The sequence below is a fragment of the Chryseobacterium koreense CCUG 49689 genome (genome assembly GCF_001045435.1).
Taxonomy (GTDB): Bacteria; Bacteroidota; Bacteroidia; order Flavobacteriales; family Weeksellaceae; genus Kaistella; species Kaistella koreensis.
Genome location: NZ_LFNG01000006.1, coordinates 112,300 through 127,508 on the forward strand (window position 1 = coordinate 112,300; position 15,209 = coordinate 127,508).

Here is a 15,209-nt window from a genome sequence, read left to right on the forward strand (position 1 = left end):
CAACCTCTCTTAATTTGATTTAAGGGAGGTTTTTTTTCATCTCTTTAAAAGGTGTAAAAATAATTTTCGTTAACAATAGCTGCAATCATTTTCAAATTTCGCAAAAATGTCATAATTTCGCGCAGAAAGTAAAGATGTCTATTCACAGCAAAATCACAGAAACAGCCATCACTTTCGATGACGTGCTACTCATTCCCTCTTACTCAGAGGTTTTACCGAACCAGGTTTCCCTAAAATCAAGACTTACCGACAAAATCACATTAAACGTTCCCATCGTTTCCGCAGCTATGGACACGGTGACCGAGTCCGATATGGCGATTGCTTTGGCGCGGGTTGGCGGAATTGGTTTTATCCACAAAAATATGCCGATCGCAGAACAGGCGGCGCAAGTCTATCGAGTGAAACGTTCCGAAAACGGAATGATTTCCGATCCGGTGACTTTGTCAAAAGATCACACCCTTAAACAGGCCAAAGAACTGATGGCGAACTACAAAATATCGGGATTACCTGTGGTAGATGCTGAAAACATACTTATCGGCATCATCACCAACCGGGATGTGAAATACCAGGAAAACCTAGAAGTGAAAGTGGAAGAACTGATGACCAAAGACCATCTCATCACCTCGGGAAAAAACACCACCTTGGAACAGGCGAAAAAAATCCTGCTCGAAAACCGGGTGGAAAAACTTCCAATCGTGGATGAAAATTTCAAGCTGGTTGGTTTGATTACCATAAAAGATATCGACAATCAAATGGAATATCCAAACGCAAACAAAGACAAAAACGGCAGACTGATTGTGGGCGCCGGAGTTGGAGTCGGCGAAGATACCATTGACAGAGTTTCCGCATTGGTAAAAGCCGGAGTGGACATTATTGCGGTGGATTCCGCTCACGGTCACTCGCGCGGAGTTTTGGATAAAATTTCGGAAATCAGAAAAAATTTCCCGGAATTGGATATTGTGGGTGGAAATATCGTAACGGCAGAAGCTGCAAAAGATTTAATCGAGGCAGGTGCGAATGTGCTGAAAGTGGGAGTAGGTCCAGGTTCCATCTGTACCACCAGAGTAATTGCAGGAGTCGGAGTTCCGCAACTTTCTGCAATTTATAATGTTTTCGAATTTGCGAAAACGAAAAACGTAGCCGTCATCGCCGATGGAGGAATAAAGCTTTCGGGGGACATCGTGAAAGCAATTGCTTCTGGAGCCAGTGCAGTGATGCTTGGTTCACTTCTCGCGGGAACAGATGAAGCACCGGGTGAGGAAATCATCTTCCAAGGAAGAAAGTTCAAATCGTATCAGGGAATGGGAAGTCTTTCTGCCATGAGAAGAGGAGGAAAGGAAAGGTATTTCCAAAGTGAAGCAAAAAAATTCGTACCGGAAGGAATCGAGGGTCGTGTTCCGCATAAAGGAAAACTCGAGGACGTGGTGTTTCAATTGACCGGCGGAATCCGTGCAGGAATGGGATACTGCGGAACAAAGGATATCGAAACCTTGCAACGGGACAGCAAAATGGTAATGATTACCGGAAGCGGCCTGAAAGAATCTCATCCGCATGATGTGATCATTACACAGGAAGCACCGAATTACTCTCTATAAAAATTAATGGTTGCGGTTTTCGGACTGCTTTAAAATAAAATCAGCTGCAAATAATTTTGCAGCTGATTTTGTTTATTGGTGTTTTAAGAAATTACTCCTTAATCACTTTCTTGCTATCCACAGTTCCGTCTGCAAATGTGATGTTAACAATATAGCTTCCTTTTTCCAAGCTTTCTACATTGATTACATTTTCAGTGGTTTGTTTAACTTTTCTTCCTGTCATGTCAAAGAAAGTCACATTAGTCACTTTTTTGTCCGCAGTAATGTTCAAGACATCAGTGGTTGGGTTTGGATAAACGTTTACTTTAGTTTTGTTCACGTTTGATACAGCCAAAGCAGCATCTGCAGCAATCACGATATTATCATATCCCGCATTGTTTGCTCCGTCAGAAACCAGATCAATTTCTGTTGGGTAATGGTAAGCTTCTTTGATGAAAGGCCCATAATTTGCCCCATTGATAGAAACATTCATCGTCCCCTCTGCAATATTATAGGTAACAATAACTTTATACCATGTATTTGCGGCAATATTTGGAGTCAATAACTCACCTGGCAAAAAATCATCAAAATCTGCCTGATCAGCAAGCCAAGCTCCATTGGTTGGACTCAAATAAATATCAAAAACTGTATAAAAATTAGTTCCGTCTGACTCATAAACCTGCATTTCAGCCGAGGTAGTTCCTGTGTACATTTCGATCTCAGTTCTGAAAACCTCGTTGTCCGGATTCGCTAAACCCAAATTGATCTCCTTATAAGTCCATTGAGAACCACTGGTTGACGTCGTGTTTATCCGCATTGATTTTCCATGCGCACCATCAATCGTTGCAATTTTCACATCTGAAGCCGAACCAAATTCTGCATCTCTAGCCCACCCTCCTTGGGTTCCAAGATTACCGATGGTGTAGGATTCAAAGTTGTCTGTCCACAAAGTTTGCGAATACGCACTCACTGCCAATGTAGCAGCGAAAACAAAAGATAAAATTCTTTTCATAGTATCAAAAATTGGTTAATAAAGGCGCAAATATAAGATTTTTTACGAGAAAGTGCCTACTCACAACAGTTTTCAGCATATTCATATTTATTTGACTGGTGTGAAGCAAGGTAAAAAATTGCAAATGACAGGTGCTCCGTTTCACTTTTCGCTAAAAATCACGTAGTTTTGTGTGATACAGAATTTCCAAAAAAGTTTTAATGAAATCAATTTCCGCCCTACTTATTTTTCTTATTGTCACCAGTTGTGAAGTGCTGCCGCTGAATTCCCCGGCTTCGGGAAATTATCCCAAACAGTCGACCAACAATACCTCCAATGAAAGTAAAGAATTTGCAGATTTGATGGCGTCGGACAAAATTGACAAAAAGAAAGTAACCGCGCAAGTATTGACTTATTTGCTGAACGACACGGACCCAAAAGACACCAAAACCGCCGCCGTGATTACCAATGAATCGAATTGTGATATCATTGTGCGACTGGTGGGAACCCAAAACAACAAGTTTTACAATCTCCCCGTTTCAAAAAACAGCAAGAACCAGTTCGTCATTGAAAAAGGAGGATATACCCTGAATTCCAATGTTTGCGGGGCAAAATACTATTCGCAAAAAATCATCGTGGAACCGCTGATTATTACGCTTTCAAACTGATTCTACTGATTGGCAGGTTTCATTTTTGATTTTAATACGAACGATAATCCGAATCCAATGGTAATCAAGGCTAATCCAACGGCAAAAGAATAAACCGAGGCGCCTTTTGGAAATGCATCTTTCAACAGAGCCGTGATCTGTGGCCCCAAAATTCCGCCAATTCCCCAAGCTGTTAAAGTGGCTCCATAAACAGGTGCCATTAACCCTGCTCCAAAACGCTCCCTGATCAACGATGGCAAAACCCCGAAACCGCCACCATAGCAAAGCAAAACAATGCAAACTCCTGCAGAAAAAATCAAGGTGTTTTGAGTGAAAATGAGCATCACGAAAACAACAATTTGAATAAAAAAGATCAGCCGAAAAGTTGAAATCCTACCGAATCTGTCAGAAATTCCGCCCCAGAGAAACCTTCCAAATCCATTAAATAAAGCACTCACGGCAATTAAAGTCGCACCACTTTTTTCAAGAATTTGCGGATCGGAAACTCCGGAAGCTTTCATCAAATCCTGAAGTAGCGGCGACTGAAATGAAAGGAAAATCATTCCCGCCACAATATTGAACATAAAAATCAACCAAATCAGGATATAATTAGATTTTAATAGGACAGCAAAAATATTCGGCTTGTGGCTTTTCTCAATTTCCACTGCTTTAAAATCGCCTAGACTTAAAGCGAAAAAAGGCAGAAGAACCAGCAAAACAATTCCGCTCCACAAAAAAACTTTTGCCAAATCACCGTGAAAGAAATCCAGAAAAAAAGGAGCTAAAATTTTTGACATTACAAACGCGCCCAATCCAAATCCCATCACGACCATTCCCGTCACAATCCCCTGCTTTTCAGGAAAAATCCGAGAGACCGCTGCAACCGGTGTCACATAAGCCAGACCCAAACCAAACCCTCCAATAATTCCAAAACCCAAATAAAGCAACATCAACGAACCCGCCCTTAAACCAAAGTAAGTGACCATATATCCCAATCCATAAAGGACAACTCCCGTGAAAGCAAGTCGGCGCGCACCATATTTTTCGATCTGGGTTCCCGCCCATGCTGCAGTAAACCCCAACATCAGAATGGATAAACTAAACGCCCATGCTGTCTGCGAATGGGACCAACCGAAAGAATCGGCGATCGGTTTCTGAAAAAAACTCCATGAATAAACAGTCCCTAAACCAAGATGCGTAAATGTGGCGGCAATTGCGACGAACCATCTGCGCGGATTTTCACTTTTCGACATTTTTAGGATTTAAAGCACGAAGATAAGAACCGTGCTTTTCTTGCAGTAAAATCGGGTACTGATATATAGCAGGAAAAATTTACTTTTGAAAATTATGCATTGTGGCAAGACCAGAAATTGCGGGTAAAAACTTCTGCACTTTTTTTAAAAACATTCAAATCAAACCATCCAGAGAGCGTTCCGCGAAAATATTAAGAAATTTCCCTACATTTAGCCTTTATAAATTCACAGCTCCGGTCTGATAAATCTCATACCATTAAATTTTAAACTGAATTTTAATTAGGATATTTTTGTCCTATTAAAAATAGAGTAAGAAAATTAAAATAATTAAACCGAAAATTAAATGAAAAAGATTGTGTCTATTTTGGCCGTTGGTTTACTGACGCTCCAAGCATGCAAGCAAAATCCTAGCGAATCCTCATCTGCGAATTCTGCGATTGACATGAAAGTAAGCGGCGAAACCGAAACCCAAAAAGTAACTGCACCGCCGTTTGTACCCGCTCCAGTTGGTGACCGTGCTGCGAAAAAAGTAATTGTGCACCTGGAAGCAACCGAGGAAGAAGGTGAACTTGCAGACGGTGTAACCTACAAATTCTGGACTTTTAACCACACTGTTCCGGGAACTTTCATCAGAGTAAGAGTGGGTGACGAAGTGGAACTTCACCTTAAAAACAATTCAAACAGCGTAATGCCACACAATATAGACCTTCATGCTGTAAATGGTCCGGGTGGAGGTGCTGAAGCAACCAACGTGGCTCCGGGAAAAACAGCTATTTTCAATTTCAAAGCATTGAATCCGGGACTTTATGTGTACCACTGTGCGGCAGCTCCAGTTCCAATGCACATCGCAAACGGAATGTACGGGATGATTTTGGTGGAACCAGAAGGCGGACTGCCAAAAGTGGATAGAGAATACTATATCATGCAGGGTGAGTTTTATACCAAAGGAAAAACAGATGAAAAAGGACTTCAGGAATTTGACCAAGACAAAGGAATTGACGAAAAGCCAACCTATGTAGTCTTCAACGGTAAGAAAAATGCTTTGATGGGCGCTAATGAACTTCAGGCAAAAGTGGGCGAAACCGTGCGTCTGTTCGTAGGAAACGGCGGACCCAACCTGGCTTCTTCTTTCCACGTGATCGGCGAAATCTTCGACAGAGTTAGGATAGAAGGCGGAAGCAAAATCAATGAAAATGTGCAAACTACTTTGATTCCAGCAGGAGGTGCTGTGATGGTGGAATTCAAAGTGGAAGAACCAGGAGAATACATTTTGGTAGACCACTCCATTTTCCGAGCATTCAACAAAGGTGCGATAGGAAAATTAAAAGTGACCGGAGAAAAAAATCCGAAAGTCTATAATAAGATTCAATAATTTATTTAGTTAGTTTTTGTTTATAAAAAGATTCCATTATGATTAAGATATTACATATATTATTGATTATCAGTGGAATCTTTTTTATTTCATGCAAAGAAAAACCGCAGGCATCCTCTGAAGACTTCACTTTTCAAAACCAAAAGGAAGAAGCGATCCATCCCGACGTAAAAATGATTTCCATTAAAGGAGGAAAATACCAACCTTTTTATGGAAAACAGGACAGCTTGATTTTGGTAAAGGATTTCCAGATCGATGAAAGACCTGTCACCAATGCAGAATTTCTGGATTTTGTGAAGAAAAACCCAAAATGGAAACGAAGTCATGTGAAAACGGTTTTCGCAGATTCCACCTATCTGAAGAATTGGAAAGACGACGAGACTTTAGGCGCTGATATGAACCCAGATGCTCCGGTCACTTTCGTTTCCTGGTTCGCCGCAAAAGCTTACGCAAAAAGCGCCGGGAAAAGATTGCCTACCATTGACGAATGGGAATTTGTGGCAATGGCCGATGAAACCTCGCCGAACGCCAGAAAAAAACCATCCTACTCTTCAGACATCATCAAGCAGTATGAAGTGAAATTCAAGGAAAAAAACCCGGTAAAACAGTCGAAACCTAATTATTACGGCGTTTACAATATGTTTGATCTGGTTTGGGAATGGACCGGCGATTTCAATTCGGTGCTTACCACAAACGATTCGAGAACAGCGGAATATGATGACAAAGGCCTGTTTTGTGCAAGTGCAGCAACCACTTCCACCGATATTTTGAATTATGCCTCTTTTATGAGATACGCTTTCCGGCAAAGTTTGAATGCCAATTACACCGTTGCGAATCTCGGCTTCAGGTGTGCAAAAGACCTGACGATAAAATGACAACGCTATTTCGTTAAACATCAAGGCCTTGAAAGACATAAAAATCAGTGTTGCAACTGTTCTTAACAACTTGAGTTCCTTAATGGTAAAAACTTTAAGTCAAAAAATGAAAAACTTCCTTTTAATTCTGTTGGCTTTCTTCGCCATTCTTTCCTGCCAAAAAGAAGAGCAAACTCCGGTGGCCAAAAAAACTACCGATTCCATTTTCTACCTCGATTCCCAATGGAAAAACCAGGATGGAAAAACCATCCACCTGAAAGATTTAAAGGGAAAAAACCTGGCAATCGTGATGATTTTCACGAGCTGTAAAACTTCTTGCCCGCTTTTGGTAGCCGACATGAAGAAGGTTTATAATCAATTGGACAAAAGCAAAATCAAGAATACCAACCTTGTCCTCATCTCCATTGACCCCATAAACGACACTCCGGAAGTTCTGAAAAAATTCGCACAAGATAGAAATATTTACGGCGACCCGTGGACTTTCCTGGTAAGCGATGATGAATCGATTCGCGAGTTTGCCAATGTTCTTGCTGTAAAATACAAACAGATTTCCCCTATTGAATTCTCCCATTCTAATCTGATTACCATTTTTGACCGAAACGGAGAAATGGTGGACCAGCAAGAAGGAGCCGGCGTGAACTCAGATGCCATTGCGAAAAAACTCAATGAACTGAACTGACCACTCCCCTTAAAAGAAAAACGGCTGCAATCAAATGCAGCCGTTTCAATTTGTTCAGAAAGTTTATTTTTTGATAAATTTAAACTCTTTCATTTCGGAATTCGAACTCATTACCTTCAGCACATAAACTCCTGGAGGTAAATCTTTTACAATCACTTTTTTTCCAAAATTCTGGGACTTAACCAATTGTCCGTTGCTGTTGAAAACATTTACGCTATTCACCTGCTCCACACCGGAGATAGTAATCACATCTGCCACTGGATTTGGAAAAATTTGGATTTTAGTGATGGTGGAATGATCCACTGACAATCCCGAAGAATGCACATCACCTGTAAGCACAGAATTTCCGGTGGAGAGATTTCCTCCGCACTCCCCGTTGGTCACCGCGGTATTTTCAACCCAGGTTCCAAAACTATTACTTGGCGGGTTTGTTGCCAAATTATTTCCCGTTGAATTATAGTAAAGCAAAAAAGTACTTGCGAAATCTCCATTTCCGCTATCGGCTATGATCTCCCACCGGGTAAGCATATTATTCCACTGGATTTTTAATTCGCAGGTTCCTATTCCTCCACAATCTTGTGCGCCATCAACCGGAGTTGTAATGTAAATTTTCTTGTTCTGCGCGTCTGTTCCCGTGTTGTTGAAAACAAAATTTTGGTCATCGAGCAATCCGTGACAACCGTTAAAGGTTATTTGGGAAAACACGAAACTGCTCATCAACAAAAATAAGGGGATAAATTTTGTATTCATGACCTTATGGATGAGAAGGATAAACTCCCTGAAGAGCGATGATACATTTCAGCGCTAAATAGGGTTGGATATTCGTGTGCGGCTGACCTGCACCTGCCGGATTCACCATGGTGGCTTTCATGGTGGTATTTGCTGTGGCGTCGGAATATTCTTTATCGAGCAGTTTGGTGTTTGCAGGCAATGCATTGGTCGGGACATTCTGATTTCCTTCCGAAGTTACCGCATTAACGGTATGACTATGAGCAGGCATTTCATTTTGCGTCAGTGTAACACTCTCTACTCCACCAACTTGTCCTTGAATATAATTTGATAAACCGGGACCTTGTCCGTTATGCACCAAAACTCTTCCCCGCATATCTGGTAATGCAAAAGTGGTGGTTCCATTACCCCCGTAAGTTGTTCCCAAAAGAGAAAATAACGCGGTATTTTGTGCAATCGACATAATCTGTCCGTTACATTCGGCCCATCCAACCGGAGCAAAGTTAAACGCCACGAAAGCAATTTGTCCGATAAACGGTTCAGTAGCTTGCGCTTTCATCGATAGTGGTGATGAAAAAGCGGCCATCAACAAGGCCGCAAAGAAAAATTTTCTCATAGTCTTTAGTTTTTAATGTTAAAAATATTGAATCAGACACGTACCCCTCGGTAAAAGAGCCTATCTATAAATTCAAAGTTACAAAGCTATGAATATAAAACTCTAAATATTAAAGTTAATTTTTTGTTAATTTATCAAACTTACCATGTTTATGCTTAAGTAAAAGCAATTAAACACCGGAATTGTAAGGAAAACAGCGAAATGGCGAATCCATAATGAAGAAGCGGTATTAAACGTAATCCATTGAAAATACGATGGCAGGATCCAATCAACTATTTTGGGAGATTTTCCTTAAAATCATCAATCCGCCAATCGGTTCCAGCATTTCCTTTTTCCATTTTCTCTTTGGCATAAAGCCTGAAATCGTTTTCGGTTTTGTCTAAAAGGTAATCATAAGGTCCCACTGATGAAATCAATTTCACCAAAACCGGCGAAATCTCCAGACAGATAAATAATCCTAAGATAAATGATGCGGCAAGTCCGATGATCGCGGAGCTTTTTCCGAGTTCATCCAACGCCTGAAGCCTCGCAGCAAATCCATTGAATCGGTCTTCGAAGGTCTCGGTTTTGTTCCTTTCCGTTTCGATATTGGTGTACACTTTTGAAATTTCTTGGTCCAAATATTTCAATCTTGGAGCCATCGACTTCTGATAGTCTTCCAAATCGTGGCGGCGCTGTTCCTTCAGTTCGGATTTTCTTTTGGCATTGGTTCCAAATCCGACTTTCCCTGAAGTCAAACCCGACTGTTTCCCTAGAATTTCTTTTTCCAGTTCCACCGCTGCCGAATCATATGCTTTTTGGTAATCACCAATTTTGGTCTGGATCTGTTTCTTTTCCGTCTCAAAAGGACCGGATTGCTGCAGGATCCTGCTGTTCATTTCCGCCTGAAGCTGGGTTTTGTTTCTTTGGATAATGGTGTTCAGCTGCTTATTCACTTCCTTCTCGAAAATCTTTAATTCCAACGGTTTCGAAATAATGATTCCTAAAAACGCCGCCAAAATCAATCTCGGAATTGCCATTAAAATCTGATTCCACCAAGTTCCGGTCTTTTTTATGGAGGAAACAATATAGCGGTCCAGGTTGAAGATCATCAAACCCCACAGCATTGCAAATCCCACAGAAATCCATGCATCATCGAAAACGGTAAACATCGCATATCCTGCCGAAAGCGTGGCAAAGACTGCGGTGAACAAAACGATTCCACCAATGCCTGCAAACTTGTTCCATTCACTTGGAGTTTTTCTTAAAATATGAATATTTCCGCCTGAACAGATCATCAGAAATTTCTGAAACCAGTTCATTTTTTGATTGGCGTTAATTGGATTGATTTTTTGAGGTCTCATTTTCTGAAAAATTGAATTAAACAATTCGTCCATTAAAACGCAACAATGTTACAGATAGTATTGGGTTATGCAAAGTAAATTGGTTGTAAGATTTCTGTAAAATCAATTTACAATTCAAAGCCCTGCAATTGTGGCGATTATCTTATTTCAGTCGATCGGGATTTTCTTTCAGGAAACTTTCCCATCCCGTGTAATTTTTATCTGTGGCAATACTTCCCATATTGAAATGGTGGCACACCGCTACCGCCAAACCATCGGAAGCATCGAGATATTTCGTGGGAAACTCAGCTAATCTTAAAAGATTTTTTAACATTCCTGCGACTTGCTCTTTACTGGCATTTCCGTTTCCTGTGATTGCCATTTTCACTTTTTTCGGGGAATATTCTGTAATTGGGATATTTCGGTGCAAACTTGCGGCCATTGCAACACCTTGTGCCCTGCCTAACTTCAACATAGACTGCACGTTTTTTCCAAAGAAGGGAGCTTCCAGCGCCACTTCATCGGGATGAAACTCATCGATCAAAGATAAGGTTCGTTCAAAAATATATTTAAGTTTGGTTTCGTGGTTGGGATATTTTTTCAGAATCAGTTCGTGGATGGAAACCAGTTCCATGTTGTTTCCTTTTACAGAAATAATCCCAAATCCCATCACCGCAGTTCCCGGATCGATTCCTAAAATAATTTTTTCGGTTTGCATTTGGCAAAATTAAGGAATTAGGAATTGAGCGCAACTTGAAATTTTAAAAGGAAGAATCAGCATTTCTAAAAAGAATGCTGATTCTAAGGAGAACAATAAAATTTAAATTTGATATGAGTTTTGAAATTTCAGTCCTTTTCTTCGGTTAGTTCCCCGTCCTATTTTTCACATCATCATTCGCGCCACCGATATTTCTGATTTTCTGCAATTTCTGGTTTCCAAAAGTATAGGTTGCGGTGAAGTTAAACCTTCTTCTATATTGACTTTGATCCACAATATTATAGTCGCCGTTGTTCTGATATCCGGTAATCTTAATTTCTGAGGTGTGGAACACGTCTCTTACCTGCAAATTAAACGTCCAGTTATCCATTGTTTTCTTTAGAGACAAATTCAATCCATGTACAGGTTCCAGTTTTCCCAATTCAATCATCAAACTTGAAGTATAGAAATAATTCACGCCAAGAAACCAATCCTTTTTACTACTTAACCTAATGGTATTCTGAAGATTAACTCCGTAAAAGGTAGTATTGTAGTCAATCACATTCTTATTGAAAGTAACTTCGTGCTGCGTATCAGTTGGGTCCTCAGCTACTTCACCTTTGTAAAGATGATGTCCTAAAAATGCACTGTTATTGGCCACCCAGATTCCTTTGAAGAAAGTTTTCTGCATTCCCAGTGAAGCGGTCATCTCCTGTTTGTCACCATAATTCGTTCTGATGTACGCCAAAACCCGCTGATCTTTCGAATTAATTCCCTGAAGTGGAATCTGCTCTGATGCATCTTTCACATAAGAATGGCTGAAGTTCAAGAAATACGCATTTTTATACATATACATCAATTCCTGGTTGTAGTAAGTTTCAGGTTTTGCAAATGGATTGTTCTGAATATAATTCGTTTCTGTCAAATAGATTTTGTTCGGCGCAATTGCCCAAAACGGTGGACGCTGGATCCTGCTGGAAAAACTGTAAGAAAAATTATGCTTCTGATTCGGATTGTAACTCAAACTCAAGTAAGGAAGAAAACTATTATTGTCGCGGTTAATGGTGATATTTTTATCCAGCACAATTCCGTCAGACATCGTTTTTTCAAATCGGAACCCGGCTTTGCTGGTCCATTTTTCACCAAAATTTTTCTCTAAAGTGATATATGCGCTCGGAATTTTCTCAGTATAGAGAAAGTGATTGGATTGGTTCAAATCAATTCCCGTCGGTGGAAGGATATTGGTGAATTTCGTGTCGCTATCGGTTTTTGTGTGGTTAAAACTAGCACCAAAACTTAAAGTGTAATCGTTGTTCATTTTCTTTACATAATCCGCCAAAATCCCAATATTGTCTATTCCCAGCGGAATATTTTGCTGGAACTGTTTCAGCAGCTCACCGTTATTCTGTTGCGCATCCTGTTCGATGGTGGAACCTGTAATTTCTTCTTTTTTGATATGTTTCAGATAAGAAGAACTGATGCTCAGTTTGCTGCCTTTGTCATCGGTTTTCAGTTCGTAATTCAAGTTGAACGAGTGGTCATCGGACTTTGTATTGCCAAAGTTTTCAGTCCTGTTTCGGAAGATTTCACCCGTTTTCAAATTGGTCAGTACATTAAATAAATCCGTGTGAAGCTCTTTGGAGCGGTAAGTGTAATTGTTGTAAGAAAAACCAAGATTCTGCTTTTCGTTGATCTCAAAATCCAGATTCAGGTAGCCGCTCAGATTTGTTCCAAAATTATCAATATTACCGGCTGAAGTTTGACTGAAGTCCTTGTTCCCGTTTGCCAGCGAAAGAAACTGGCGATTGTTGTTTTGTCCCGCATTAAAATTAGTTGAAATACCCAACTTATCTTTTCGGTAATTCAAAGTAACCGAAGCTTTTTGACTGTTAAAATAAGACTGGTTGTTTTCCATTTTCAGGTTCCCGTTCAATCCGTCTGTAGGCTTTTTCTTCAGCACGATGTTCACGATTCCCTGATTTCCTTCCACAGCAAATTCAGAAGACGGCATGGTGATGACCTCAATTTTCTGGATGTTTTCAGATGGCATCGATTTCAAAAGTTCGATCACCGCATCTGGCGACATATTGCTTTTTCTTCCATTCAAATAAATCAGGACCGCATTTTTTCCAAGAATCTGCAGGGTTTTATCGTCTGATGCAGAAATCATCGGTGTTTCCTTCAGCAGGTCAAAAGCGTTTGAACCTTTGGCGATCGGCGAAGAAGCAACATCAAAAACCAACCGGTCCGCCTTTTTTTGGAAGACTTTTTTCGTCATGACTACTTCATCGATCGTTTTAGCTTTGGCGGAATCTTGCATTTGTGCAAACGAAAATGTTGCTGCAAGCAAAAAGATGGGTAGGATAAGTGTTTTCATAATTTAATTTTGATTTAATGTTTAATATTTACTCGAAAAAGTTCATTGCCTAAAAAACTTAATCTCATCAGTTCTTTATTTCATTTACTAATTTCTTTTGCAAAGATATGTTTTTATTTTAGTATCATGCAATACAAAGTACTAATAAAAACATATTCTTTCATTCAACGCATTGATAATCAGCTTAAAAAATTTTGATGAAATTTTAGGACTTCAGGTATATGACAATCTTAAGATGCAAAACATTACATCTTTCCAGATTATTTTTCAGAAAAAAGATTAGTAAAAAGCAAAAATAAGCAAAACGGTTAAAACCTTTGCTATACAAGGCTTTATAAAAAGAGTAGTCTTAGTTCGGAAGTCGGTGTCTGATAGGTTTGGGGCTTAAATTGACAAGGTTAGGTTACTAATTCGTTACCGATTGACAAAGGTAATGATATGGCTTAACTGATTATATTTCAGTCTTTTGCGCCCTTTTCTACATTCCCTTGTAACTCAATGTAATTTAATTTTAAACATTAAACATTTGAGTTATGGAACAGACAAAAAAATCGACGTTCAAACTGCTTTTCTATTTGAAAAAGAACGAACTGAAAAAGAACGGTAATGCCCCGATTATGGCACGTATTACCATTGACGGAACCCCGAAAACTTTCGGAACAAAGTTAGAAATTGACCCCAATAATTGGGATTTAAAACACGGAAGAGTTCAGGGCAAAAGTGCGCAGGCATTAAGCATCAATAAAAAACTGGATAACATACGTGGGCGTATCGACAAGATTTATGAAGATATGCTGAAGCACGAGGGCTTTGCGACCGCCCAAAAAGTAAAGCTATCGTTTTTAGGTGTTGGGGTAATGGATGATGCTATCCTTAAAGTTTTCAACGACCAAAATGAGAACTTTAAAAAACTGGTCGAAAAGGAAGAACGCTCAAAAAGCACCTACAACAAATATATCACAGTTTACAATCATCTTACCACGTTTATAAAAGAACGCTATCATCGTGATGATATGGCTTTTCGTGAATTGACTGCCGATTTTATCCGGGAGTTTGATTTTTACCTCCGGTACGATTTACAATCTTCGCATAATACGGTTTGGGTTTATACGATGCCTGTATTAAGTCTTGTGGAACTGGCTATTAAAAAGGGCTTGATACGTGATAATCCTTTTCAGGATTATGAAATCAATATGGAAGAAACCGACCGGGGTTATATCCTTAAAGAAGATGTAGAAAAGCTGATGATGTGCGTTCCGTCGCACCCACGGTATGAACTGGTAAAAGACTTGTTTATTTTCAGTTGCTTTACCGGACTTGCTTATGCGGATATTAAGAAATTGACAAGAAACAACATTCAATCATTCTTTGACGGTCATCAGTGGATTATCAGCAGGAGAAAGAAATCAGATATTGCTTCCAATGTTCGGTTAATGGAAATCCCTAAACGTATCATTGAGAAATATCAGGGTACGACAAGGAATGAATTTATCTTTCCGGTTCCGACCAACGCCACCTGCAATACTCACATAGGTAAATTGGTTGAAAAGGCAGAAATTATTACCGAGCAAAAAGTAACCTTTCACACGGCAAGGCATACTTTCGGAACAATGTTTTTGACCGAGGGCGTACCGCTTGAAAGCCTTAGCAAAATGATGGGGCATAAAAACATTTCCACCACACAGATTTATGCTAAAATCACAAGCCAAAAAATCAGTAAGGATATGGATTTAGTTACCCCTAAATTCAAAGCAATGGAAGAAGCGTTTATGATGGCAATATAATCGGCTTTTATCTAATCACAATGAGCAGAACTTAACGGTTCTGCTTTTTTTATGCCTATGCTTTTTGTGTAGGTAAAGCACATTTACTTTCCTCTATGCAATCCAACGCTGTAAAAGAGCTTATTACCTACTTCAGAAATAGAAAATTGAAAAACGAAACCTTTATCTAACGCTCCCTGCTATTCCATTTTTCAAATTTCTATTGCAGGCTATCATAGCCTGGTCATTAATGCCATAAAAATTTAGAACAGAAAATTTCCACAATCAACCGGTAAAAAGGCAGCTAAGTTATA

12 protein-coding genes and 1 pseudogene are annotated in these 15,209 nt (G+C 39.7%); 6 read left to right on the plus strand and 7 right to left on the minus strand.

Translation table 11 applies throughout. The features are described from left to right. Nucleotides 1-134: 134 nt before the first annotated feature. Complete coding sequence (gene guaB / locus ACM44_RS05310) at nucleotides 135-1,595, plus strand: IMP dehydrogenase (protein ID WP_048499020.1); 1,461 nt, start codon at nucleotides 135-137, stop codon at nucleotides 1,593-1,595. Nucleotides 1,596-1,686: 91 nt separating this feature from the next. Here guaB and ACM44_RS05315 read toward each other — a convergent pair whose 3' ends face one another. Further along, on the minus strand, nucleotides 1,687-2,586 hold the full coding sequence (locus ACM44_RS05315; protein ID WP_048499021.1) for a T9SS type A sorting domain-containing protein: 900 nt from the start codon (nucleotides 2,584-2,586) through the stop codon (nucleotides 1,687-1,689). Between the two features lie 200 nt (nucleotides 2,587-2,786). Here ACM44_RS05315 and ACM44_RS05320 point away from each other — a divergent pair, with 200 nt between their 5' ends. Further along, nucleotides 2,787-3,233: a DUF6759 domain-containing protein gene (locus ACM44_RS05320; protein WP_048499022.1), complete on the plus strand. Its 447-nt coding sequence runs from the start codon at nucleotides 2,787-2,789 to the stop codon at nucleotides 3,231-3,233. Nucleotides 3,234-3,235: 2 nt separating this feature from the next. On the opposite strand, the gene ACM44_RS05325 is transcribed toward ACM44_RS05320, so the two are convergent. Beyond that, nucleotides 3,236-4,465 carry an MFS transporter gene (locus tag ACM44_RS05325; RefSeq protein WP_048499023.1) on the minus strand — a complete coding sequence of 410 codons (1,230 nt, stop codon included), beginning with the start codon at nucleotides 4,463-4,465 and terminating at the stop codon, nucleotides 3,236-3,238. Nucleotides 4,466-4,808: 343 nt separating this feature from the next. Here ACM44_RS05325 and nirK point away from each other — a divergent pair. From nirK to ACM44_RS05340, 3 genes and pseudogenes are all read left to right on the plus strand, one after another. Beyond that, nucleotides 4,809-5,822: pseudogene (gene nirK / locus ACM44_RS05330) on the plus strand (copper-containing nitrite reductase); the annotation flags it as partial. A gap of 53 nt (nucleotides 5,823-5,875) precedes the next feature. Continuing rightward, a complete protein-coding gene (locus ACM44_RS05335; RefSeq protein ID WP_053215437.1) occupies nucleotides 5,876-6,712 on the plus strand; it encodes a formylglycine-generating enzyme family protein in 837 nt (278 codons plus the stop codon). A 106-nt stretch (nucleotides 6,713-6,818) separates the two neighbouring features. Further along, nucleotides 6,819-7,391, plus strand: a complete 573-nt coding sequence (locus ACM44_RS05340; RefSeq protein ID WP_048499178.1) for an SCO family protein — start codon at nucleotides 6,819-6,821, stop codon at nucleotides 7,389-7,391. A gap of 63 nt (nucleotides 7,392-7,454) precedes the next feature. Here the strand turns inward: ACM44_RS05340 and ACM44_RS05345 are convergent, their stop codons facing one another. From ACM44_RS05345 to ACM44_RS05365, 5 genes are all read right to left on the minus strand, one after another. Then, a complete protein-coding gene (locus ACM44_RS05345; RefSeq protein ID WP_048499025.1) occupies nucleotides 7,455-8,141 on the minus strand; it encodes a T9SS type A sorting domain-containing protein in 687 nt (228 codons plus the stop codon). A 4-nt stretch (nucleotides 8,142-8,145) separates the two neighbouring features. Beyond that, a complete protein-coding gene (locus tag ACM44_RS05350) occupies nucleotides 8,146-8,736 on the minus strand; it encodes a phage tail protein (RefSeq protein ID WP_083993651.1) in 591 nt (196 codons plus the stop codon). Nucleotides 8,737-9,008: 272 nt separating this feature from the next. Further along, nucleotides 9,009-10,079: a DUF4407 domain-containing protein gene (locus ACM44_RS05355; protein WP_048499180.1), complete on the minus strand. Its 1,071-nt coding sequence runs from the start codon at nucleotides 10,077-10,079 to the stop codon at nucleotides 9,009-9,011. Nucleotides 10,080-10,221: 142 nt separating this feature from the next. Further along, the gene (gene ruvC, locus ACM44_RS05360) at nucleotides 10,222-10,776 is read right to left on the minus strand and encodes a crossover junction endodeoxyribonuclease RuvC (RefSeq protein ID WP_048499026.1); all 555 of its coding nucleotides are present in this window, start codon (nucleotides 10,774-10,776) and stop codon (nucleotides 10,222-10,224) included. A gap of 145 nt (nucleotides 10,777-10,921) precedes the next feature. Next, nucleotides 10,922-13,132 (minus strand): TonB-dependent receptor domain-containing protein, encoded by a 2,211-nt coding sequence (locus ACM44_RS05365; RefSeq protein ID WP_048499027.1) that lies wholly within the window; start codon nucleotides 13,130-13,132, stop codon nucleotides 10,922-10,924. A gap of 533 nt (nucleotides 13,133-13,665) precedes the next feature. On the opposite strand from ACM44_RS05365, the gene ACM44_RS05370 reads away from it, so the two are divergent. Then, a complete protein-coding gene (locus tag ACM44_RS05370) occupies nucleotides 13,666-14,916 on the plus strand; it encodes a site-specific integrase (RefSeq protein WP_048499028.1) in 1,251 nt (416 codons plus the stop codon). The last annotated feature ends 293 nt before the right edge of the window (nucleotides 14,917-15,209 follow it).